19 protein-coding genes and 1 tRNA gene are annotated in these 23,021 nt (G+C 58.5%); 12 read left to right on the forward strand and 8 right to left on the reverse strand.

The window, feature by feature from the left end; genetic code table 11:
• The first annotated feature begins 18 nt into the window (after positions 1–18).
• The 3 genes from QP891_RS09205 to QP891_RS09215 all read left to right on the forward strand — a co-directional run bounded on the left by QP891_RS09205 (position 19) and on the right by QP891_RS09215 (position 2,000).
• A complete protein-coding gene (locus tag QP891_RS09205) occupies positions 19–1,218 on the forward strand; it encodes a DNA polymerase III subunit delta' (RefSeq protein WP_284770759.1) in 1,200 nt (399 codons plus the stop codon).
• 141 nt (positions 1,219–1,359) lie between these two features.
• A tRNA-Thr gene (locus QP891_RS09210) sits at positions 1,360–1,435 on the forward strand.
• An 88-nt stretch (positions 1,436–1,523) separates the two neighbouring features.
• Positions 1,524–2,000, forward strand: a complete 477-nt coding sequence (locus QP891_RS09215; protein ID WP_284770760.1) for a hypothetical protein — start codon at positions 1,524–1,526, stop codon at positions 1,998–2,000.
• Here the strand turns inward: QP891_RS09215 and QP891_RS09220 are convergent.
• On the reverse strand, positions 1,984–3,606 hold the full coding sequence (locus tag QP891_RS09220; protein ID WP_284770761.1) for an AMP-binding protein: 1,623 nt from the start codon (positions 3,604–3,606) through the stop codon (positions 1,984–1,986). The genes QP891_RS09215 and QP891_RS09220 overlap by 17 nt on opposite strands.
• Before the next feature lie 151 nt (positions 3,607–3,757).
• Here QP891_RS09220 and QP891_RS09225 point away from each other — a divergent pair, with 151 nt between their 5' ends.
• From QP891_RS09225 to QP891_RS09235, 3 genes are read left to right on the forward strand one after another with little or no spacing between them, the layout of a single operon-like run.
• Positions 3,758–4,606, forward strand: coding sequence for a GDSL-type esterase/lipase family protein (locus tag QP891_RS09225; protein WP_284770762.1), 849 nt, complete (start codon positions 3,758–3,760; stop codon positions 4,604–4,606).
• A 22-nt stretch (positions 4,607–4,628) separates the two neighbouring features.
• Positions 4,629–5,714 carry an S-(hydroxymethyl)mycothiol dehydrogenase gene (locus QP891_RS09230; protein ID WP_284770763.1) on the forward strand — a complete coding sequence of 362 codons (1,086 nt, stop codon included), beginning with the start codon at positions 4,629–4,631 and terminating at the stop codon, positions 5,712–5,714.
• On the forward strand, positions 5,714–6,328 hold the full coding sequence (locus QP891_RS09235) for an MBL fold metallo-hydrolase (protein ID WP_284770764.1): 615 nt from the start codon (positions 5,714–5,716) through the stop codon (positions 6,326–6,328). Before QP891_RS09230 ends, QP891_RS09235 begins: the two co-directional genes overlap by 1 nt.
• Here the strand turns inward: QP891_RS09235 and rfbA are convergent.
• The 6 genes from rfbA to QP891_RS09265 form a co-directional block, all read right to left on the reverse strand.
• Complete coding sequence (gene rfbA, locus QP891_RS09240) at positions 6,325–7,173, reverse strand: glucose-1-phosphate thymidylyltransferase RfbA (protein WP_284770765.1); 849 nt, start codon at positions 7,171–7,173, stop codon at positions 6,325–6,327. The genes QP891_RS09235 and rfbA overlap by 4 nt on opposite strands.
• A 2-nt stretch (positions 7,174–7,175) precedes the next feature.
• Positions 7,176–8,552: a dTDP-4-dehydrorhamnose reductase gene (gene rfbD, locus QP891_RS09245; protein ID WP_284770766.1), complete on the reverse strand. Its 1,377-nt coding sequence runs from the start codon at positions 8,550–8,552 to the stop codon at positions 7,176–7,178.
• Between the two features lie 2 nt (positions 8,553–8,554).
• Positions 8,555–9,559, reverse strand: a complete 1,005-nt coding sequence (gene rfbB, locus QP891_RS09250; protein WP_284770767.1) for a dTDP-glucose 4,6-dehydratase — start codon at positions 9,557–9,559, stop codon at positions 8,555–8,557.
• A gap of 134 nt (positions 9,560–9,693) precedes the next feature.
• Positions 9,694–11,250 carry an HNH endonuclease signature motif containing protein gene (locus tag QP891_RS09255; protein ID WP_284770768.1) on the reverse strand — a complete coding sequence of 519 codons (1,557 nt, stop codon included), beginning with the start codon at positions 11,248–11,250 and terminating at the stop codon, positions 9,694–9,696.
• 163 nt (positions 11,251–11,413) lie between these two features.
• Positions 11,414–12,739 carry a M1 family metallopeptidase gene (locus tag QP891_RS09260; RefSeq protein ID WP_284770769.1) on the reverse strand — a complete coding sequence of 442 codons (1,326 nt, stop codon included), beginning with the start codon at positions 12,737–12,739 and terminating at the stop codon, positions 11,414–11,416.
• Positions 12,740–12,778: 39 nt separating this feature from the next.
• Positions 12,779–13,858: an alpha/beta hydrolase gene (locus QP891_RS09265; protein WP_284770770.1), complete on the reverse strand. Its 1,080-nt coding sequence runs from the start codon at positions 13,856–13,858 to the stop codon at positions 12,779–12,781.
• A gap of 645 nt (positions 13,859–14,503) precedes the next feature.
• Here QP891_RS09265 and lpdA point away from each other — a divergent pair.
• Positions 14,504–15,916, forward strand: a complete 1,413-nt coding sequence (gene lpdA, locus QP891_RS09270) for a dihydrolipoyl dehydrogenase (protein ID WP_005276561.1) — start codon at positions 14,504–14,506, stop codon at positions 15,914–15,916.
• A gap of 91 nt (positions 15,917–16,007) precedes the next feature.
• On the opposite strand, the gene ramB is transcribed toward lpdA, so the two are convergent.
• Positions 16,008–17,417 carry an acetate metabolism transcriptional regulator RamB gene (ramB, locus tag QP891_RS09275; RefSeq protein ID WP_284770771.1) on the reverse strand — a complete coding sequence of 470 codons (1,410 nt, stop codon included), beginning with the start codon at positions 17,415–17,417 and terminating at the stop codon, positions 16,008–16,010.
• A gap of 372 nt (positions 17,418–17,789) precedes the next feature.
• On the opposite strand from ramB, the gene QP891_RS09280 reads away from it, so the two are divergent.
• From QP891_RS09280 to QP891_RS09300, 5 genes are all read left to right on the forward strand, one after another.
• The gene (locus QP891_RS09280) at positions 17,790–18,545 is read left to right on the forward strand and encodes a succinate dehydrogenase cytochrome b subunit (protein ID WP_284770772.1); all 756 of its coding nucleotides are present in this window, start codon (positions 17,790–17,792) and stop codon (positions 18,543–18,545) included.
• Between the two features lie 15 nt (positions 18,546–18,560).
• Positions 18,561–20,576, forward strand: coding sequence for a fumarate reductase/succinate dehydrogenase flavoprotein subunit (locus QP891_RS09285; protein WP_284770773.1), 2,016 nt, complete (start codon positions 18,561–18,563; stop codon positions 20,574–20,576).
• Complete coding sequence (locus QP891_RS09290; protein WP_284628488.1) at positions 20,576–21,325, forward strand: succinate dehydrogenase/fumarate reductase iron-sulfur subunit; 750 nt, start codon at positions 20,576–20,578, stop codon at positions 21,323–21,325. The genes QP891_RS09285 and QP891_RS09290 overlap by 1 nt, the downstream gene beginning before the upstream one ends.
• Before the next feature lie 56 nt (positions 21,326–21,381).
• Positions 21,382–21,756: a hypothetical protein gene (locus QP891_RS09295; RefSeq protein ID WP_005276566.1), complete on the forward strand. Its 375-nt coding sequence runs from the start codon at positions 21,382–21,384 to the stop codon at positions 21,754–21,756.
• Between the two features lie 212 nt (positions 21,757–21,968).
• Positions 21,969–22,256 carry a transposase gene (locus tag QP891_RS09300; RefSeq protein WP_284770774.1) on the forward strand — a complete coding sequence of 96 codons (288 nt, stop codon included), beginning with the start codon at positions 21,969–21,971 and terminating at the stop codon, positions 22,254–22,256.
• Positions 22,257–23,021 lie beyond the last annotated feature (765 nt).

A 23,021-nucleotide genomic window follows, 5' to 3' on the forward strand; every position in this document is an offset into this window, starting at 1 on the left:
ACCAGTAGGCTAGAGCGAGTGAATACGGGAAGCGTTGCGCAACGATTGGCAGATACCCCAGGTGTGGCCCGCACTATCTTGGGTGCCGCGCGGGCGGCGCGGGGGATGCCGGGGGCAGATCCGCGGGCGATGAGCCATTCCTGGCTCTTTACCGGCCCGCCCGGTTCGGGGCGTTCCTTGGCCGCAATCGATTTCGCGGCCGCGCTCATGTGCACGGATCCGGAGGAACCGGGCTGCGGAAAATGCGAGGCCTGCCGCGCCGTGCTAGGCACCAAGCAGCACACGGACCTGGTCTTGGTGGACCCGCAGGAGGTCATCATCTCGGTGGATACGGTGCGCGAGGTCATCGGGCGTGCCGCGAGCCTGCCCACGGTCGCCCCGTGGCGCGTGGTGATCTTCAATAACGCGGATCGCCTCAACAATAATGGTGCCAACGCGCTGCTCAAGACGGTGGAGGAGCCGCCGGAGCGCACCGTGATTATCATGTGCGCGCCTTCCGATGCCCCCGAGGATTTCTCCCAGACCCTGCGCTCGCGCTGCCGGCACCTGTACATCCCCTCGCCGTCGGTGGACAATATCGTTGCCCAGCTGGTGAGCGAAGGTGCCTCGGATCACGATGCCCGCCTCGCCGCCGTCACTTCCCTGCGCCACGTGGGCAGGGCGCGCCACTTGGTGGCAGAGCCGACGGTGCAAAAACGCCGCGCTGTGGCCATCAACCTGGCCGAGGACATCTTCCACGAATCCCAGGGCTTTCAGGCGGTGACCTCGCTTCTCAAGCTGGTGGATGCGGACGCGAAGGAATCGCACAAGGAGGAAGAAGAAGCGGAGCTGGCCAAGCTGGAAAATACCTTTGGCGTGGGCGCGAAGGGCAAGGGCGCGGCGAAGGCGCAGCGTGATGCCCGCTCCGCCATCAAGGACCTACAAGAACAGCACAAGAAGCGGGCGAAGCGACGGGTCATCGATAACCTCGACCTAGTGCTCGTCGATCTCTCCGGAATTTACCGCGACGCGCTGATGACAAAGGTGGGCGCGCAGGTGGAGATGACCCACCCGGATTTCGCGGGGCTATCTGGCGAGCTGGCGCAGCGGGTGAACGAGGAGGGCCTCTTGGAATGCCAGTCCGCCATTTCTTATTGCCGCGAGCAGCTGACCCAGAACGTAGGTACGCAGATTGCCTTCGACGGCTTGGTGGGCAGGCTGCGGCGGGCCTGCCTTTAGCGCTGGGGGCTGTCTAGTACCGGGACCGTCGCTAGTATCGGGCCGGAGTTTAACACCGGCCCGCCAAAAACCAGGCCTAGGCACCGATTTCTTTTCCGCGCCACCCCTGCGATAGAATCGCCAGTGCTGCTTAAGTAGCGCGCCGCCTTAGCTCAGTCGGTAGAGCATTTCACTCGTAATGAAAAGGTCGCGAGTTCGATTCTCGCAGGCGGCTCCATTTTTATCTGTGCGGGTTTCTTCCTTAATGTAAACTCTCTTTCAATTGAAGCAGGCCATATGGCCTTGATGAGGGAGCAGACGATACATTGCTTATTGCTACCGTCGCAGCAGAAATTCTCTTTTGGGCGTGCCTCATTCTGGGTGGTGTTCTCCGCTACATCGTTAAGGCCCCAAGAATTGGACTGGCATTTTTTATCGCTACGCCAATTATTGACATAGTCCTGTTAATTTTCTCATTTTTCACCATGCATAATGATGGCGAAGCGGGATTCATGCACGGTTTCGCAGCTTTTTATATCGCATTTTCGCTGGTCTTTGGCGGCGATATCATACGCGCAGTTGATCGGAAACTCAGCGGGAAGTCGAAAACCGAGTCTGGGAATCAGTCCGATAATAATTTAAGAAAATCCGTATATGCCAGTGCGGTGACGGCTGCGATCCTTATAGTTAGCATCGCGGTGGTAGGGCTAGACGGCAGCTTCTGGTTGATTTATTGGCTTGTTGCCGTGCTCTTTACCCCACCGATGTGGTGGGGCATTGAAAAATTTAGTCGCCGTGCTTAAGCAGGCGCGGAACCACCTTGCCGGTGGCATTGCGCGGCAGCTTGGATAGGAAATGCACGTCGCGGGGCACGGAGTGCTCGGCGAGCTTATCGTGCACCCAGGCGCGGATGGCATCGGCAGTCAGATCGCGGCCGGCGGCATCGGCAGTAGGCACCGCCCAGACGGCGATGCGGCTGAAGGTCTCGCTATCCTCCACGCCACACGCATGCACCTCATCGATGCCGGGCATGGCTTCGAGCACCTCGGTCACGGACTGGGGGTGGACATTCTCGCCGCCCACGATGATCATGTCATCGGCCCGGCCCACGACGTGGAGGAAGCCCTGCTTGTCGATGTACCCCAGATCGCCGATCGACAGCAACCCATCGACCCGATTGAGCTTGAGCTTGGGGTTGGTATAGCCGGTCATGGCGGTGGAATTGGTGAGGTAGATTTCGCCCACCTCGCCGCGGGGAACGGGGTGGCCCTCCTTATCGAGGATGCGCAGCTTGGTGCCATTGGCCACCTTGCCCACCACATCGGGGTTTTCTGCGACCTGTTCCATCGTGGCCGTTGAGGCAAGCGCCAGCTCCGTGGAACCATAAACATTGCAGAGGATGGGGCCGAAGCGCGCATTGGTGTCCTTGACCACCTGCGGGGTAAGGGCATTGCCGGCAGAGGCTATGAAGTTCAGGCTCGAGGTATCGAAAGCGCCCTCGGGATCGTGATCCACCAAGCGCTTGAAAAAGATGGGGGAGGAGAGCATGCCGTCGAGGCGGTAGCGTTGGACATCATCAAGCACCTGCTCCGGTTCAAAAACGCGGCGGGTGACGATGGTATTGCGCAGCCCCAAGGCGATATTGATGCAGGCCCAGCCCCAGGTGTGGAAGATGGAGGCCGTCATCTGCACGCGCTGATCGGCGCGCCACGGGATATTGCCCACGATGGAGGCGAGTACGACCGGCAAGGTCGGCTCGGGGCGCACGATGCCCTTGGGGATGCCGGTCGTGCCGGAGGACATCAGCACGATGGGGCCGTGCTTGGGAAAGGCGGGCAGCACGATATCCATGGGATTCTTCACGATCTTATCGAGCGTGGGTAGATCGCTCGCCCCCGTATCGTGGGCGATAATGACCGGAATATCGAGGTTGGGATCGACGCGATCGATGAATTCATCATCGATGACGAGGACGTTAATGCCATTTTCTTCGATGCAGCCGGCGAGCTGCTCTGGGGAAGAACCGACATTGAGTAGGTAGATCCCGGCACCGGCGTAGCCCTTGGCGCCCAAAGGAATGATGATGCCGCGGCCGTTGCGGGCCATGACGCCGAGCCGGATTTCCGGCAGCTCCAAGGACTCTAGGTAGCGGGCGAAATTCTGCGCGTGGGATCGCAGCTGGTGGTAGGTGAGGGTGCCATCGTCATCGATAAGCGCGAGGCGATCGGGGCAGGTTAAATAGGCCTGCTCGATTTCGCGCGCCGTGGTGAAGCGGTAACGCGCGAGGTTGGGCAGGAGCTTGAGCTGCCCGCCAAGCCCGCCTTGCCGGGTGATAAGCCCTGACTTGAAGAGGGCAGGAAAGAACTGGCTGAGCGCGGAGGCGTGGAAGGGAACATCAGACAATTTCATGGAAGAGAAAGCTCCGAAAAGAGAAGATAACGAAAATATAACTACGAACGATATCGTCAGAAGAAAAGATAGTGTTGCTTTTAACTCGAAAAATGTTACCAGAGTGACTAATATACACTTAAGTTACAAGGTGTGAAGAAAAGGTCTCTCAATGAAATCTATAAAACTCAAGGCATTTTCGGTCGTCGCTTCCGCGATTGCGGTGGTGGGCGTGGCGGTAGCGGCGCCGCAGGCTAGCGCGGCAGAGCGCAATCTCGTTTCCTTCGGTGACTCGGTCATGGCGGATCCGAACGGCGGGGAATACTTGAAGGACCGCTTCAATCCAACGCGGGTAATCGGGGAAAACTGCCCCACCTCCTTCAACTATGCGAAGCGGGCCGGCGCCAAGATGGGGCTGCCGGTGCGCGATTTCTCCTGCTCCGGTGCGGTGTCGATGTCCAATGGCCCGCAGATCTGGCAGCAGGTGGATGCCGCCATCGGATCGGGCGCGCTGACCCCAGATACCGCGCGCGTACTGATTACCACCGGCTTCAACGACACCTATAACCACCGCGAACTGAACATGGATCAGATTCGCCGGGAATTTACGGACCGCACCGCCCCGCAGATTGAACGGATTAAGCACGCCGCACCGAATGCCCGCATCCAGATCGTGGGCTACCCCACCATCGGTTCGGGGCCGCACTACTGCCTTGTTCACGTTGGCCCGACGCCGCTGGATTCGACCTTCCTGCCCATGGTTCAGGACTACGAAAACAAGGCGCAGTGGATGCAGGTTGATCTGGCGGCCCGCACGGGCGTGCAATTCCTGGACATGAAGCCATCGACCCGCAATAACGGCATGTGCGCCAATGCGAATGACCGCATGTGGGCAGGTCTCGTGGACTTTACGGCGGGCGCGGGCAACTTGCCCATCCACATGAACCAGCGCGGCCACGAGCACGCGGCCAACGTGATTGCGGCTTCCTGGCAACCATTTTCATTACCGCGGCCATATTGAAAATGTAGGTATGGTTGTGGACATGACTGTAAAAGCTGTTATTGCCCGCTCTAAAGGCGCGGAAGTTGAGACCGTAAATATCGTCGTTCCCGAGCCCGGCCCCAATGACGTCATCGTGCGGGTGCAGGCCTGCGGTGTATGCCACACAGACTTGGCCTACCGCGATGGTGACATCGAGGACGCTTTCCCCTTCCTGCTGGGCCACGAGGCGGCAGGCGTGGTGGAGACCGTAGGTTCTGCGGTCACCCACGTGGAGGAGGGCGATTTCGTCGTCCTGAACTGGCGCGCAGTATGCGGCGAGTGTCGCGCTTGCAAGAAGGGCGAGCCCAAGTACTGCTTCAATACCCACAACGCTTCCAAGGCCATGACCTTGGAGGACGGCACCGAGCTCACCCCTGCGCTGGGCATCGGTTCTTTCGCGGAGAAGACCTTGGTCCACGAGGGCCAGTGCACCAAGGTTGATGAGATGGATCCTGCCGCTGCTGGCCTGTTGGGCTGCGGCATCATGGCTGGCCTGGGCGCTTCCGTCAACACCGGCGATATCCAGCTGGGCGAGTCCGTAGCCATCTTCGGCTGCGGCGGTGTCGGTGTGGCAGCGATTGCTGGTGCGAAGCTGGCGGGCGCGGCGAAGATCATCGCCGTAGACATTGATGAGTCCAAGCTGGAGACGGCGCGCGAGTTCGGTGCCACCGACACCATTTGCTCGAAGGGCATGTCGGAGCAGGAGGTTATCGATGCGGTGCGCGATCTCACGGGCGGCTTCGGCACGGATGTTTCCATCGACGCGGTGGGCATCCAGCCGACGTGGCGCCAGGCCTTCTACTCCCGCGATCACGCCGGCCGCATGGTGATGGTGGGCGTGCCTAACCTGACCGACCACGTGGACATCCCGGCCATCGACCTTTACGGCCGCGGCGGTTCCATCAAGCCGGCTTGGTACGGCGACTGCTTGCCGGAGCGTGACTTCCCCGCATACGTTGCCCTGCACAAGGCCGGCAACTTCCCGCTGGATAAGTTTGTTTCTGAGCGCATCGCGCTTGACGATGTCGAGTCTGCCTTCCAAACTATGAAGGACGGCAAGGTACTACGTTCGGTGGTGGAATTTTAATGCAGATTGAAAGCACGGTAACTTCCGGAAAGTTCCGTTTGGACGGCGGCGAATGGGACGTGGACAATAACGTCTACGTGCTTGGCGATGCCTCCAGTGTCTACATCGTCGACCCTTCCCACGACCTCGATGCCGTGGCAGAGTTGGTGGGCGATCGCAAGGTTGAGGGCATCATCTTGACCCACGGCCACAACGATCACTGCGAGCTCGCGCCGGAAGCAGCAAAGCGCTTTGATGCGGATGTCTACATGCACCCGGACGATGACATGCTGTGGCAAGAGGCCAATGGCGATGCCCACTACATCGACCTAGCCGATAACGGCCAGTTCGACATCAACGGTGAGAAGATCACTGTCTACCACACCCCGGGCCACTCGCCGGGCTGTGTTGTCCTCTACGTCGATGGCACGCTTTTGTCTGGCGATACCCTGTTTAACGGCGGCCCTGGCGCAACGGGGCGCAAGTACTCGGACTTCGATGTGATCATCGAATCCCTGCGCAACGTCGTATTCAATTTGCCGGATGATACGAAGGTCTTGCCGGGCCACGGCGATGCCACGACGGTGGGCGCGGAAGCGGCGCGCATCGACGAGTACATCGAGCGTGGCTACTAAAAATCGCGCAAGTACTCTCCGTAGCCGGATTTGAGGAGGGGCTGGGCTAGCGCTTCCAGCTCCGCCTGGGAAATGAATCCGGCTTCGTAGGCCGCTACCTCGGGGGAACCGATGATGATGCCCGTTCTTTTCTGCATCACCTCTACGTAGGCGGCGGCCTCGCTCATGGAATCGACGGTGCCGGTATCCAGCCAAACACTACCGCGGTGGAGGCGCTGCACACTTAGCGCGCCGCGGCGCAGGTAGGCCTCGTTGATGGAGGTAATCTCGAGCTCCCCGCGATCGCTTGGCGTGATGGACTTAGCGATATCGATGACAGAATTATCGTAGAAATACAGCCCGACGACGGCATGATTAGATCGCGGCTCGGCCGGCTTTTCTTCAATGCTGAGCGCTTGGCCCGCCTGGTCGAATTCGACGACGCCGTAGCGCTGCGGATCCGAGACTTCATAGGCAAAGATGATGCCGCCCTCTGGATTGCGGCACTGGCTTAGTTCCCCGCCGAAGCCGTGGAAGATATTATCGCCGAGGACCAGCGCAACGCTGTCATCACCAATGAAATCCTCCCCAATCAAAAAAGCCTGCGCCAACCCTTCGGGCCGGTGCTGCACGGCGTAATCGATCATCAGCCCGAGCTGGGATCCATCCCCGAAGAGCCTTTGAAACGCCCCAGCGTCCTCTGGGGTGGTGATGATGAGGATCTCCCGAATGCCCGCTTGGATGAGCGTGGTTAACGGGTAGTAGATCATCGGCTTGTCATAGATGGGCAAGAGCTGCTTAGAGATGCCCTTAGTGATGGGATAAAGCCGCGTTCCGGATCCGCCGGCAAGGATAATGCCTTTCATCGTTACTCCTCGCTGGCCTTGCTGGGTTCGCTGGGGTACAGTGCGAGATACAAGGCCAGGGCGGCCCGCCAATTTTGCGGCGAAAATCCCGTGGCCTCGATTTTATCTAGGGCAAGCGTTGATTCTTTGGGCCGTGGTGCCTCGGGGCCGGCGATTTCCCGATACTGTTCGGTGCTTACCGGCGTGACCTCTGATGGGTCATGGCCCAAGCCGATGAATACGGACATCGCCATTTCATCGCGCCCGACGGTATCGCCGGAATTGGAGATATTATAAATCCCGTACTCGGGCCGGGTGCGCAAGAGATGCGCTATGCCCTTGGCCAAATCCTCAGCGAAGGTGGGGCGCCCGCGCTGGTCATGAATGACCTTCGGCTCCTTATCCGCTTCGGCGAAGCGGCGCATGGTGGCGATGAAATTCGGGCCATCGCCAAACACCCACGAGGTGCGCACAACATAATGCTGCGGTGCAGTCTGAGCGGCGGTTTCACCAGCAGCCTTCGACGCCCCGTAGGCGGATAGGGGCGAGGGGATCTCGTCTTCAGTGTGCAGCTCATTGGATCCATCGAAGATGTAGTCGCTGGATACGTGTACGAAGGTCAGCTGGTTTTCGGCAGCGATGCGGGCGAGTTTGGCTGGCGCCTCGGCGTTTACGGCCCAGGCGGCGGCGCGATCGTCCTCGGCGCCATTGACGTCGTTGTAGGCGGCGCAGTTGATGATGGCTTCGTATTGTTTCCACTGGCGCTGCGGGGGATTGGTGATGTCGAACTCCGTGCGGGTACAGAACTCGGCATTCTTGAGGACCCGTTTCAGCGCCCGGCCAAGCTGACCATTCGCACCGGTCACGAGGATTTTGCGGGGTGGCATGGGCTCTACATCTGCAAGCGCTGGCAGTTGCTTGTCTTTTTCTGAAACCTCGCGTGGTTCGAGGGGCCACTCCACAGCGTCGAGGTTGGTTCCGGTATAGCGTGCCTCGGGGGACCAATGCTCGTTAACCAGGTAGGAGTAGGAAGTTTCCTCGAGGGCTTGAAAACCATTGGCAACCCCGCGGGGCACAAATACGGCGGTCTCTGGCCCCACTTCATGGGTGACAATTTCGCCGAAGGTTGCGGAACCTTCCCGTAGATCGCACCAGGCACCAAAGATCTTGCCGTGCGCGACGGAGATGAGCTTGTCCCAAGGCTCAGCGTGCAGCCCGCGCGTGGCACCGGTGCGGTTATAAGAAATATTATTTTGCACCGGCTGGAACGAAGCCAGATCTGGTGCGGCCTTAGCAAGCTTTTCGCGCTGCCAGTTCTCCTTGAACCAGCCACGGTTATCTCCGTGTACGTCCAATTCAATGATGCTTAGGCCTTCAATGGCGGTGTTGTGTACCTGCATAATTACTGTCCTTGCTCTTTATAGCGGGCTTCTACAGAATCCTTTTGTGAGCGCCACCAAGTTTCGTTATCGCGATACCAGGCGATGGCATCTTCTAGTCCCGCCCGGATATCGGTATAACGGGGCTGCCAATCCAATTCGCGGCGCAGCTTGGAAGCATCCATGGCATAGCGCTGGTCGTGGCCGGGGCGGTCAGCTACGTGCTCGTACAGAGCCCGACCTCCTTGGGTATGTCCCATGATTTCGCAGATCATCTCGATGATGCGCTTATTATCGATGTCCGGCTGGTCAGCGCCGATATTATACGTCTCACCAATTCGCCCTTCCTCGATGATTTTTAGCACTGCCGCGTTGTGATCGTCGACGTGGATCCAGTCGCGCACCTGCTCACCCGTGCCATAGAGCTTAGGCGTATGCCCGGAAAGGATATTGGTGATTTGGCGCGGAATGAACTTTTCGATGTGTTGGTAAGGCCCATAATTATTCGAGCAATTAGAAATGGTGGCGCGCAGGCCAAAGGATCGGACCCATGCCCGCACGAGGTGATCGGAGCTCGCCTTGGTGGCCGAATAAGGGCTGGAGGGCGCATAGGCGGTTTCCTCAGTGAACTTGGTATGCGCCCCAATTTCTAAGTCCCCGAAGACCTCATCGGTAGAAACGTGGTGAAAGTGAACATCGCATGCCCGGCACGCCTCCAGAAGGGTATAGGTACCCACCACATTGGTCTGGATAAACGGGGAGGGATCCCGCAGGGAATTATCATTATGGGACTCGGCGGCGAAGTGCACGACGATATCCGCCTTGGCGACGAGCGGATTCACCACCGTAGCATCCGCGATATCGCCCTCCACTAATTCCACATCGATCCCCGCAAGATTATCCCGGTTGCCGGCATAGGTCAGCTTATCCAGAACAGTGATGCGGGTATCTGGGCGCACCTTGGCCATGAGGCGCACGAAATTGGCGCCGATGAAGCCGGCGCCGCCAGTAACGAGCATGGTGTGCATGAGTCTCCAGTGTAGGGCAGTCCGTAAAAGCTCTGCGCGTGGACAGTCCCAAAATGCTTGTACACGCACTTCTAGGCCGCACGACATGATCGTACGGCCCGAAAGCACGGTAGAGGGTGGGTAGTAGGGCATGGTCACGCTGCGCCGGGAGGTGGCGGACTAGGTGGTGAGTTCGTCCCGGAAGTGGATGGCGAATCGGCCGGGAAACTGGGTGGTGAATCCACCGGTTCATGAGGCTGAGCAGGCGGGTCGGTGAGCTTGCGCGCCGGGGCTTGCTCCGCAGCGGGGGAGTCATTGAGCTCTACCGAGGGGGAAAGACCTCCGGTATGCGCCGAGCGATAACCCACCCGGCCCGTTTCCGGGTCTCTTTCCGCATGCCCCATGCCATTACGGCCATCGCGGTTATCGTTATTGTCCACGTGATGTCGGCGGCATAACAGGGTCAGGTTCCGGAGGTCTGTAGCTCCCCCGTGGGACCACGCCTGCAGGTGGTGAACATCGCAGTCTTGCCACGGCCGGTTGCAGTCTGGGTGGGTGCATACGATTTCACTGGCGGCGAGCGCCAGCTTTTGCCACAGCGAAGCGGTGCGCTTGGTGCGCCCGAGCTCGAGCGGGAAGCCCTTGTCATCAACGGCGCAGAAAAAGTCGTGCTGCGCGGCGCCCAAGCGGAGAAGATCGAGCGGGGATAGGTCGATTCCCACGCTCGTGGTAAAGCGGGTGTCACTGCTCATCGCTTGTAGCTCTTCAAGAGTGGTGGCGACGAAGAAGGAACCGAGACCGTCCGATTTCTTTTGGCCTGCGGACAAGTAGCTCCCCAGTGCCGCAGTCAACTGATCTGCCATGCGCTGGGCATAGGTGCGCGTATCGTCTTCGGGACTCAGGCTTTCGCTGCCCTTATTCTTGGCAGGGGCGAAAGCGCTGGCCAAGACAGCGGCGGCGGAGGCATCGAGGTAACCGGAGATGTGCACGCCACCGTCTGCATCTTGGTTAGAAATGCTGAACCGGCGCTTGCGGGTAGCCGCGTGTGGGTCGCGCTTCCCAGAGGGATCGACGGCATGCTTATTCGCCTTGCGGATAGCCTGCCGCAGCCAATCGCGCAGGGACTCATAGGAGCGGCGTTTAGCCTCCTCTAGAGCCTTATTGCGCAGCTCCCGCGGCCCAGGAACCGCGAACTTATTGAGGTTACGCAGCTCCCGTTCGATGAGGTTGAGGATGCGCTCTGGGATAGGGTCTTCCTCGAAGAGCTTCTTGCGGCGCTGTTCTTCCGCGCGGCGCTCACGTTCGGCGCGGCGGCGCGCTTCCTCCTCGGCTTTCTTTTGCGCGGCCGCGTCTGCCTCGTCGTCTGCTGGCGGGGGAGTAGGTTCAGGATCCTCGATGGGTGCAAAGAGGTTCTTGCCGTTGCGCAGGCGTGCGGCGGCTTCGGACTCCGTGAGGCCAAGGCGGGCGACTAAATAGTCCTTAGCCTTAGAGGAGCCGACCCGCCTGCCGGCATCATCGCGCTCTGCAATAAAGGCAAAGGCGGCATCGATAGTGGATTTATTGCCCAGCGCCCGTTCTAAATGCTCGAAGTTAGGGTGGAGCAATTCGAAGGAGAGATCGTCCGGATTCTGCATAAGGTTGCGCAGGCGCGTAAGCCCCGCAGCCACATCAGAAATCGCTGAATTGATTTCTGTATGCTTAGCAGTTTCCATGGTTCCCTCCTTCCTGTTTCGCTTCCATGTTCTATTCTAGGTCAATAAAACACCAGCGCAACCGCAAGAAAGGAATTGGTCAATAGACTGTACATTCCCCACTAGAATGGGCTCAGCCGCAACCAAACACGCCCAAAACGCACCTAAAACGCAACCAAAACCACTAGTCCGGAAACTTGGGCAACGCGGTTTCATCGAGCCATGCGGCAACGGTGGCATCGAAAAGAGCGGCGTCCGGCGCAGCCCCCCGGAAGGACGAGAGGAGATCGGAGGGCTGAACCACGGAGTGTTGATGCTGGGTGAGGTAGGAGGTGAGGGTGGGGAAGAAGGCATCGCCAAGCAGCCGGTGAATGGCGTGCACCGCGAGGGCCCCGCGCTTGTACACGCGGTCATCGAACATATCGCGCGCACCGGGATCAGAAACCTTGATGTCTTGGCGCTTGCGCATCAGAACTTGGTAATGCGAGCGCGCCGCCTCGCGCGCGGAGGAGGCACCCTTGTGCTCACCCCACAACCACTCGCTGTAGCAGGCAAAACCCTCATTGAGCCAAATATCCTTCCATGCAGAAAGGCCAACGGAATTGCCAAACCATTGGTGGGAAAGCTCGTGTGCGATGAGTCGCTCGAAGGCGTGATCGCCTTTCACATGGTTGGAACCAAAAATGGACAGGCCCTGGGCCTCGAGGGGGATTTCCAGCTCATCCTCGGCAATGACGACCTGATAGGCGGGGAAAGGATAAGGCCCGTAGATAGAGGAGAAGAAATCCACCATCTCTTGCTGCCGGGAGAATTCTTCGCGCACGCGCTCGCGCAAGAACGCCGGCGCCCACGCCTGGGTATCAGCCCCCAGCGAATAAGAAGAAAACTCGCCTACCTGCACCGTTGCCAGGTACGTGGCCATGGGGTGGCGTGTGCGGTAGTGCCACCGAGTGGTGGAACCGCCGGCCTTGCGGGAGACCAATTCGCCATTGGAAATGACGGTAAAGGGGCTATCGGCGGTGATGATGATGTCATACGTCGCCTTTTCTGAAGGCGTGTCATCGCACGGGAACCAGCTGGGCGCGCCATTAGGCTGGCTGGCCACCAACGAGCCGGATTCGGTTTCCTCCCAGCCAATTTCGCCCCACGTGGTGCGGATGGGGCGCGGGCTGCCGCCATAGCGAATGTGCAGCTCAAACTCAGTTCCGCCAGGAATCTCGTCTGCAAAACGCAGACGCAGCTTCCCCGAAGATTGGCGGAATTTAGCCACCCGCGGCGCGTGCTTGGCGGTCACTCGCCGGGCCACCATCGCCCCGCCGAGGTCCAAAGTTAAGGAGGTCAGCTCTTCCACCGCGCGCACGCTTAAAATGGCCTCACCTTGCAACAGGTTTGGCTCCACGCGGTAGTTCAAGTCCAGCGTGTAGTGGGTGACTTCAAAACCGAGGTTGAAGTCCACGCCGGTATAAGGATCAGTATGCGCACGCGAAAAGGCGGTAGGAAGCAATGTCATAATATTGCGATCCTACCGCCCGTCAGGCACAGCCAAAATTTAGCTATTGAATGCCTTCTCGAATACTTGCCAAGAATCCTTCAGATCCTGGTTCCAGTGCGGCCACGAGTGGGTTCCGGTATTGCGGAAGTTAAAGGTGGCTGGCACGCCGGCCTGGTCAAGCTTGGCCTTGAAATTGTGGGTACAGTAATTTACCCCGGCCTCGATGGCGCCGCCTTCAATCTGCAGGGTGGCGGATCCCTGCGCTGCCTGTAGCGGATTGTAGCCCTTGGATTGGATATAGGAGAACGTATCTTCCTCGCCGGCCAAGCCAGAACCGGAAGAAATGTATAGCTCGGTACCGCGTAGCTTCTCAGCGTTCATCATGGCGTCGTTGTAACGGTTGGTCTCGGAGCCGTACGGACCCCACATTTGATCCACGCTGCCGCCGCCGCGGTTGACCGTCAACTCTACGCCCTTGCGTTCCAGTGGGTAAGCGGTAGCGGCACAACCGGCGTATGAGCCCACTGCATCGTAAAAGCCTGGGTTGTGCTGGGCTAGCAGCAGGGAAGAGGTAGCGGACATGGACATGCCGGCAATGGCGCGGTGGTTATCCGCGTTGATGTGCTTTTCAATGGCGCCCGGCAGTTCCTTAGTTAGGAAGGTTTCCCACTTTTGCGGTCCCTGCAGGAATTTTGAACTCGGCTCAGAGATCCAGTCGGTGTAGTAGGAGAACGCACCGGCCTGCGGGACTACAACGTTGACGTCCTTTTCGTGGTAGAAATCAACGGCATCAGAAAGCTTTAGCCAGTCCATGTCTTGCTCTGCTCCGCCTGCGCCATTGAGCAGGTAAATGGTTGGGCGGTTTTCGCTCTTGGCGCGGATGACGGCTAGCGGAATCTTCCGGTCATTCATTGCCGGCGAGGTTGCCTCGAGCATTTCAACGCGCGCGTCGTCCTTGTACTTCTTGTACCAGGACTTACCCTCGATCTCCGGGGTAGGTTCCAGCGGGGAAATCGTGGACTGTGCGGCATCGCCCGCCACCTGCTGCGGGGTGAGCTCGGCTGCGCCCGCCACGGGGGCATAAGCTAAGCCCGTGCAAACCGCAGCTGCCGCGAGGATAGAATTAAGACGCTTCATGGTGCTTCTTTCCAGTGGGGAGTGGACTCGATAACTATACTTCGGCCGCGAAAAATCGGCATGTTGAGGGAAGTATATTCAGTATTCCTACATGTAGACCTAACCATTAATACTGCCCAATAAATGCTTGCCGGTAAAGACTTTCACTGATGTGGGGGAGTAGCGGGGGTAGGCATACCTTCATTGCCTTTTCCGCTATCAATGATAAGTAACGCTATGACAACTGAGGTTTCTATGTCATAATTTCCCAATGAAGCACAGCGTGACGTGGTTGGCGCCTGTAATAACATCAGTAGCGGCTGCGTTAGTGCTTTTAGTGTGAAAAGCTAAGCAGCGAGATTGTGTACTCGCGCCCCATCAAGAGAAAGAACAGCAATGAACCTTTTTGATTCCGCCCTCGTGTCCTTCAATGAATTCATTGGGCCATTCATCCACTCTGCAATGGATGCATATTCCACGCTGCTAGCATCCTTGGGCGTGATTTAAGTCCACGAATGCTTAAGGGCCCTGCGGAGGTGCATCTGCTGCTTGCCGATGCCCCCTTTGCAGGGCCCTTTCCTTCTCCTCACCGCCGCATGGGGTGGGGTGCCCCCAAGTGTGACCAATTACGCGACATTGAGGACAAAGTTACGTATCCTGTAGGGCGTGACTAACGAACATTATGACGTAGTAGTACTCGGTGCGGGCCCTGGCGGCTACGTTGCCGCCATCCGCGCAGCTCAGCTTGGAAAGAAAGTCGCTGTTATTGAAAAGCAGTACTGGGGCGGAGTCTGCCTCAACGTAGGCTGTATTCCCTCCAAGTCGCTGCTGAAGAATGCAGAAGTCGCCCACACCTTCAACCACGAGGCGAAGGCTTTTGGCATCTCCGGCGATGTTTCCTTTGATTTCGGTGTAGCCCACAAGCGTTCCCGCAAGGTTTCTTCGGGCATCGTCAAGGGCGTTCACTACCTGATGAAGAAGAACAAGATCACCGAGATCAACGGTCTGGGTTCCTTCAAGGACGATAAGACCATTGAGATTACTGAGGGCGATGATGAGGGTAAGACCGTTACCTTTGATGACTGCATCATCGCTACCGGTTCCGTGGTCAAGTCCCTGCCTGGAGTTGAGCTCGGCGGCAATATCGTCTCCTATGAAGAGCAGATCCTGAACGAGGAAGCACCGAAGTCCATGGTCATCGTGGGCGCCGGCGCCATCGGCATGGAGTTTGCTTACGTGCTGGCCAATTACGGTGTGGACGTTACCATCGTGGAGTTTATGGACCGCGTCCTGCCGAACGAGGACAAGGACGTATCCAAGGAGATTGCCAAGCAGTATAAGAAGCTCGGCGTTAAACTCCTGACCGGTTACAAGACCACCTCTGTGAAGGACAACGGCGACGATGTCACCGTTGAGGTGGAATCCAAGGACGGTTCCAAGCAGGACACCCTGACCGTGGATCGCGCCATGATCTCCATCGGCTTCGCCCCACGCGTTGAGGGCTTTGGCCTTGAGAACACTGGCGTTGAGCTGACTGAGCGCGGTGCCATCGACATCGATGACCGTATGCGTACCAACGTTGACCACATTTACGCCATCGGTGACGTCACCGCGAAGCTGCAGCTGGCACACGTGGCAGAGGCACAGGGCGTCGTGGCGGCAGAAACCATTGCTGATGCAGAAACCCAGCTCTTGGGTGACTACAACAACATGCCGCGCGCTACCTTCTGTAACCCGCAGGTCGCATCCTTTGGCTACACCGAAGAGGCAGCCAAGGAGAAGTTCCCGGATAAGGACATCAAGGTTGCTACCTTCCCGTTCTCCGCAAACGGTAAGGCAGCCGGCCTGAATGAGACCGCTGGCTTTGTCAAGCTTATTGCTGACGGCGAGTTCGGCGAGCTCATCGGTGGACACATGGTGGGCTCTAACGTTTCGGAGCTCTTGCCTGAGCTGACCTTGGCGCAGCGTTTCGACCTGACCACTGAGGAAATCGGCCGCAACGTACACACCCACCCGACCTTGTCTGAGGCCATGAAGGAAGCCGCCGAGGGCATCAGCGGCCACATGATCAACCTCTAAACAAGCGCCCCTATACCGCATAACGGCACCGCAGCGTTCTCCAGAAAGGAGGACCGCGGTGCCGTTTCGCTGTGTGCGGCTAAAAGCCCAGCTAGTAAGGCGCGACCGCCGAGCGGTGGATATCGATATCGATCGCCTCGTTGATGGGCGGGAAAGCGCGCTGCGAGCAGTTTTCCCGGGCGCAGGTCCGACACCCTGGACCGATGGGGGTGGCTGCGTGGAGATTGGTGAGGTCAAGGCCCTCCGCATAGACCGTGCGGTCGGCATGGCGGGCCTCGCAGCCTAAGCCAATGGCGAAGAGCTTATTAGTATCGCCATAGCGTCCTTGGTGGTGCTGCACGGCGCGGGAAATCCACAGGTAGTTGCGGCCATCGGGCATCTGCGCGAGCTGGCGCGAAATGACCCCCGGGCGGGTGAAGGTCTCGTAGATATTCCACAGTGGGCAGGTGCCGCCGTTATTGGAAAAGTGCACGCCGGTGGCGGATTGCCGCTTGGACATATTGCCTGCACGATCCACGCGCACGAAGGTAAAGGGAATGCCGCGCAGGTTATCGCGCTGTAGGGTGGAGAGCCGGGATGCGACTGTCTCATATCCCACGCCGAAGACCTGGCACAGATACTCCACGTCGTAGCCGGCGCGCTCGGCTTCGCTGTGCATCATGGCATAGGGCATGAGCGTGGCGGCGGCGAAGTAGCTGGCCAGGCCGCGTTGCGCCAGGCTGCGGGAGGCATCAGAGGTAAAGGGCTCATCGGCCACCAGCGCGGAGATCTGGTCTTGGGCCTCGAGCAGGCCGAGCTCGGCGGCCATGCGGAAGGCGCGTTGGCCCTCGCTCAGGCGCGAGGCGAGCGTGAACTGCCCGCTCTCGCGGTCAAAGCGGTGCAGCGTGCCATCCATCTGCGCCGTCAGCTCGATTTCTACGCCGTGTTCCTCGCGCAGCCGGTTTGCCAGCGCCTGCTCGGTATCGCGAATGCCGAACCCAGAAACGGCGAGTTCACCGGCAAGTTCCTCCGCGCGGTGATCCAGCCCGTCCAGGTAATTCTGACGGGCGTAGAAGAAGTCGCGCACCTCATCGTGTGGCATGGATAAGGCAGCTGCGCTTTCCGATGTCCTCCTCGTATCCGTAGCCAGCGACAGCTTATCGCGCACATTGCGATAGCGACGGTGTACATCGACAAGCGTGCGGGCAACGGTGGGGTGGTTATACACCAGCTCCGAAAGCTCCTGCAGTTCCACTGGGGAAGGGCACAGTTCCTTGTCTTGGATGACGTCCTGGATCTCTGCGAGGAGGCGGGAATCATCATCGCGGGAGAAAAACGTGGCATCGACGCCAAAGACCTCGGTAATGCGCAGGAGAACCGGCACGGTCAGCGGGCGGACGTCGTGTTCAATCTGGTTGACGTAACTGGCGGAAAGGCCGAGGGTGCCAGCTAGGGAGGCTTGGCTGAGATCGCGTTCACGGCGAAGCTGGCGAAGGCGAGAGCCCACATACGTCTTACTCATGCGCCAAAGATTACTAGTAGAAAGCGCGCGTGTGCATCTTTATGGCGAAAATTTTGTGAAGACTCTTCGCTACCTGGACACCGGGTTTGTGGGGTTTCATGCGAAAGTTTGACACATAAAGGGGTGGGTTAATCACTCGCGTAACACGGAGTGGTGAAGCTCACAGTTTGGTTCATAAATATGAAACATCTGTATTGCGTAAATGAAGGTGGCCAAGGTGACAGCGTTTTCGCATTCTTGTTCTCAGGATACCCTTACCTAAAAGATCTCACCGCCTGATCGTGCCTGCGAACCAGGAGCGAATGGCTGCTCGAAAATAACTAGTAACCAGCGGTTAAGCCCGGTTAAGGTAAGTACGACTATGGAGGTGTCATGACTTTAAGAAATCCGGACCGTGAGGCAATTGCTCACGGCCACATCACTAATGAACCAATTCGTCAGAATTCCGGAACGCCATCGTGGGTACTGAAGCTCATCATGGCCGTCACCGGTTTGCTCTTTGCGCTTTTCGTGGTCGGCCACATGGCCGGCAACCTGAAGCTGTACATGCCGGCACACAACGGTGAGCCCGCACTGGATGAGTACGGCGAGTTCCTGCGCTCGATGGGTGAACCGCTGCTGCCGCACGGCTCTGCCCTGTGGATCATCCGCATCGTGCTGATCGTGGCAATCCTTGCCCACATCTACGGTGCCTTTACCTTGGCTTCCCGCTCCAAGGCATCCCGCGGCAAGTTCAAGCGCACCAACCTGATGGGTGGCCTGGATTCCTTCGCCACCAAGTCCATGCTGGTGACCGGTGTAGTGCTGCTGCTCTTCATCATCTTCCACCTGCTGGACCTCACCTTGGGCGTACAGCCGATGGCCCCAGAGGGCTTCGTTGAAGGCTCTGTCAAGGCCAATATGATCGAAACCTTTAGCCGTTGGCCGGTCACAATCTTCTACGTGCTGGCAATGTGCTGCCTCTTCCTGCACCTGACCCACGGCATCCGCCTCGCCGCATCTGACCTGGGTATCACCGGTGCAAAATGGCGTCAGACCTTCTTGGTCTTGGCGTACATCATCCCGGCCGTTGTATGCATCGGCAACATCGTTATGCCTTTGTCCGTTGCCCTGGGCTTGGTCAGCTAAAGGAGATAGGAACCCATGACTACTACTGAACTCAAGCGTGAACACCCCAACTTCTCGCACCCAAAGTCCAGCGTTGAGGGCGTCTCCGCTGGTAATATCCTGGAATCCCAGGAACCGCACGGCGTGCCGATGAAGGATATGTGGGCTCACCACGTTGACCACATGAACCTGGTCTCCCCACTGAACCGCCGCAAGTTCGAGGTCCTCGTTGTAGGTACCGGCTTGTCCGCGGGTGCTGCTGCGGCAGCCCTTGGTGAATTGGGCTACGGCGTCAAGGTCTTTACCTACCACGACTCCCCGCGCCGCGCGCACTCCATTGCTGCGCAGGGTGGTGTCAACGCCTCCCGCGCCAAGAAGGTGGATAACGACTCCGCTTACCGCCACACCAAGGACACCGTGAAGGGCGGCGACTACCGTTGCCGCGAGTCCGACTGCTGGCGCCTGGCTAACGAGTCCGTTCGCGTTATTGACCACATGAACGCCATCGGCGCCCCGTTCGCCCGTGAGTACGGCGGCACCCTGGCCACCCGTTCCTTCGGTGGTGTGCAGGTCTCCCGTACCTACTACACCCGTGGCCAAACAGGTCAGCAGCTGCAGTTGTCCACGACCTCTGCACTGTACCGTCAGATCGGCCTGGGCAATGTGGAGCTTTTTGCCCACAACGATATGCAGGACATCATCACCTACGAGGAAAACGGCAAGAAGCGCGCGGGCGGCATCGTTACCCGCAACCTGATTACCGGTGAGCTCAAGGCCTTCACGGGCCACGCCGTCATCCTGGGTACCGGTGGTTACGGCAACGTTTACCACATGTCCACCCTGGCAAAGAACTCCAACGCCAGCGCCATGATGCGTGCTTATGACAAGGGCGCTTACCTGGCTTCCCCGGCGTTCGTGCAGTTCCACCCGACGGGCCTGCCGGTCAACTCCGATTGGCAGTCCAAGACCATTTTGATGTCGGAGTCCCTGCGTAACGATGGCCGCATCTGGTCGCCCAAGGAAGAGGGCGATGACCGCGACCCCAACACCATTCCGGATGAAGAGCGCGACTACTTCTTGGAGCGCCGCTACCCGGCCTTCGGTAACTTGGTCCCCCGCGACGTTGCCTCCCGTGCAATCTCGCAGCAGATTAACAAGGGCCTGGGCGTTGGACCGCTGAAGAACTCGGTCTACCTTGACTTCCGTGACGCAATCGAGCGTCTGGGTAAGGATAAGATCCGCGAGCGTTACTCCAACCTCATTCAGATGTATGAAGAGGCCATTGGTGAGTCCGCGTACGAGACCCCAATGCGCATCGCTCCTACCTGCCACTTCACCATGGGCGGCCTGTGGACCGACTTCAACGAGATGACCTCTATTGACGGCCTCTTCGCCGCCGGTGAGTGCTCCTGGACCTACCACGGCGCTAACCGCCTGGGCGCTAACTCCCTGCTTTCGGCTTCCGTTGACGGCTGGTTCACCTTGCCGTTTACCATCCCGAACTACTTGGCTGACCACCTCAACGAGGACAAGCTGGCCGAGGATTCCGCTGAGGCACAGGAAGCCGTGCAGAAGTCCCAGGAGCGCATCGATAAGCTGATGCAGGTCCACGGCGATGACCCGCACGGTCCGTCCCACTACCACCGCCAGCTGGGTGATCTGCTGTACTTCGGCTGCGGTGTGTCCCGTAACGTCGAGGACCTGAAGGACACCATCGAGAAGATCCGCGCCCTGCGCGATGACTTCTGGAAGAACGTCCGCATCCCTGGTGAGGCGAATGACATGAACCAAGTCCTGGAATACGGCCTGCGCGTTGCCGATTACCTGGACCTGGGTGAGCTCATGTGCATCGACGCCCTTGACCGCGATGAGTCTTGCGGCGCTCACTTCCGCGAAGATCACCTTTCTGAAGAAGGCGAAGCCGAGCGTGACGATGAGAACTGGTGCTTCGTTTCCGCCTGGGAGCCGGGCGAGAACAAGAACGAGTTCATCCGCCACGCAGAACCCCTGTACTTTGACTCGATCCCGCTGATGACAAGGAACTACAAGTAATGAAATTGACACTTGAGATCTGGCGTCAAGCCGGACCCACCCAGGAAGGTAAATTCGAAACCGTCCGGGTGGATGATGCCTCCGAGCAGATGTCCATTCTGGAGCTATTGGACCACGTCAACGAAGGCTACATTGAGCGCGGCGAAGAGCCCTTCGCTTTCGCCTCTGACTGCCGCGAGGGCATCTGCGGTACCTGTGGTTTGACCGTCAACGGTCGCCCACACGGCCCTGGTCAGAACACCCCTGCCTGCCAGCAGCGCCTGTTCAACTTCAACGATGGCGACACCATCCAGCTGGAGCCCTTCCGCTCCGCTGCGTACCCCGTCATCAAGGACATGGTGGTTGACCGCTCCGCACTGGACCACGTGATGGAGCAGGGCGGTTACGTATCCATGGATGCCGGCACCGCACCGGATGCCGATACCATGCACATCAACCACGAGACCGCCGAGTACTCGCTGGACCACGCCGCCTGCATTGGTTGCGGTGCCTGCGTTGCTGCCTGCCCGAACGGTGCGGCACACCTGTTCACCGGTGCCAAGCTGGTTCACCTGTCCATGATGCCGCTGGGCAAAGAAGAGCGCGGCAGCCGTGCTCGCAACATGGTTGCTGATTTGGAATCCAACTTCGGCCACTGCTCCCTCTACGGTGAGTGCGCCGATGTCTGCCCGGCTGGCGTCCCACTGACTGCAGTATCTGCCGTTACCCGCGAACGTGCACGTGCTGCTTTCCGTGGCAAGGACGACTAAGCTAGAGTTATTCCGTAGGAATACTAGGAACGAGAGAAAGACAGAAAGACTCCGCCATGAGCGATAACACCCACGTAGTTGCTGACTACCAGAGCGAAACGTATCCGGAGTTCTCCGGCAAGATTCAGGACAACTACATCGAAGGCTACGACCCAGTATCCTTCGCAGCTCCTCACTCTTCCCTTCTCCGCACCTCCACGTGGGTCGGCATGGGCTTGATCCTGTCTTGCCTGCCAGCAGCCGGCATCCTCATCTGGGGCCTCGGCGTGTGGGACACCCCGCTGGGCACCGCAGGTGAAGGCAACTACGGCCTGACCATCGCCATCGGCGTCATTTCCCTGGTTGTGGTGGCCATCGCCGCCGCCGGCACCATTCACTATGGGCGCCGCTACTACCGCCAGTACCGCAAGGAAACCGGCCGAGTTAACTAGTATTCGCTCTTAAAGCACCTCCAGCCCCGCCTCCAACAGCATTGAGAACATGCCAGGAGGCGGGGCTGTTCCTGTTTTGACGGGGAGCATGCGCTTTCCGATGCCCCTAGCTTCCCCACACCCCGGATCCGCTCGAGCTTGAACCGGGCCCCTGTTTGGTGGACACCTGATATCTAGCCCAGTCGCGCTGGAAAGAAAGGTAATCTACTATCATGTCCAGGTACTCCGAACAGTTCAAACGCGATGCCGTGGCCCTCTATGAGAACAATGAGGACCTCTCGCTGAACAAAGCATCAGCAGAGCTCGGTATCAACCGTGCCTCGCTGCATTCATGGGTCAAGAAGCATGGCACCGGCAAACGCGCCCGCACTAAAGCCCTGCAGGATAAAGCCCAGCCGGTAGATGATTCCGAGCGGATCCGCCAGTTAGAAAAAGAACAAGCACAACTGCGCGAAGAATGTGACATCCTGCGCAAGGCCGCCACACATTTTGACTACTAAAGTAGGCCCACTGGCAAGCAGCCTTATTCCCCGACGTGTCCACTTTCCAGCGTCAAGTCCCGTTCTATTGTCGATCTTGGATTATTCATTATGGAAACGCTAGGCTTTATTGTGAAAGCCTCGGAACGATCCCTGCACTACGAAAGTAGGAGTAAATCGCCGAGGTTATTGATTTTTCCGGGCAACTATTTCCTTCCGCAACGGCACGAGGCTTACCACGGGTTACAGATACACCACACTAGTGGACGCAACCGCTGGCCCCTGACACCATCACACTGCATGCTCTATCGAAAGGTAGAAACACCACTCAAACGGACTTGACCCTGCAGAGTTCGCTGTTTCGGTTCGAACCGTTCAACGAGCGTTATCGAGGACTGGAATCGTTTTACCCACAGGGCGTAAAAAGGGTGACAGACCGTAAGCAATATACGGTTCCCCTGCCGTTAGGCAGTTAAGTAAAACCTTCCTTAACAAGATTGGGTTGGATGGACTATGTCCCGGTGCCACTAAGAGTGCCAATAGTGTGAACGTTTTGAGCGCGCTCTGTTGCTCATATTGATACCCGAATGCTCCGGTGCATTGCCTGACATAAGCGCTCTGCTATCTGGTCACCAGTGTTCATTCCCCTGACCACGATCTATGGTGCGCTGGCACCCCATTACGTTGTTATCAGTTCCGCTTGAGGTCACCCAGGATTCGTAACTCTGCCCCCATGCCGGGGCAGGTTATGTTTGTCTGCGTTCCTTTTGCTTTTCTTTTTCAGGA

Source organism: Corynebacterium sp. MSK310 (assembly GCF_030227355.1).
Lineage (GTDB): Bacteria > Actinomycetota > Actinomycetes > Mycobacteriales > Mycobacteriaceae > Corynebacterium > Corynebacterium rhinophilum.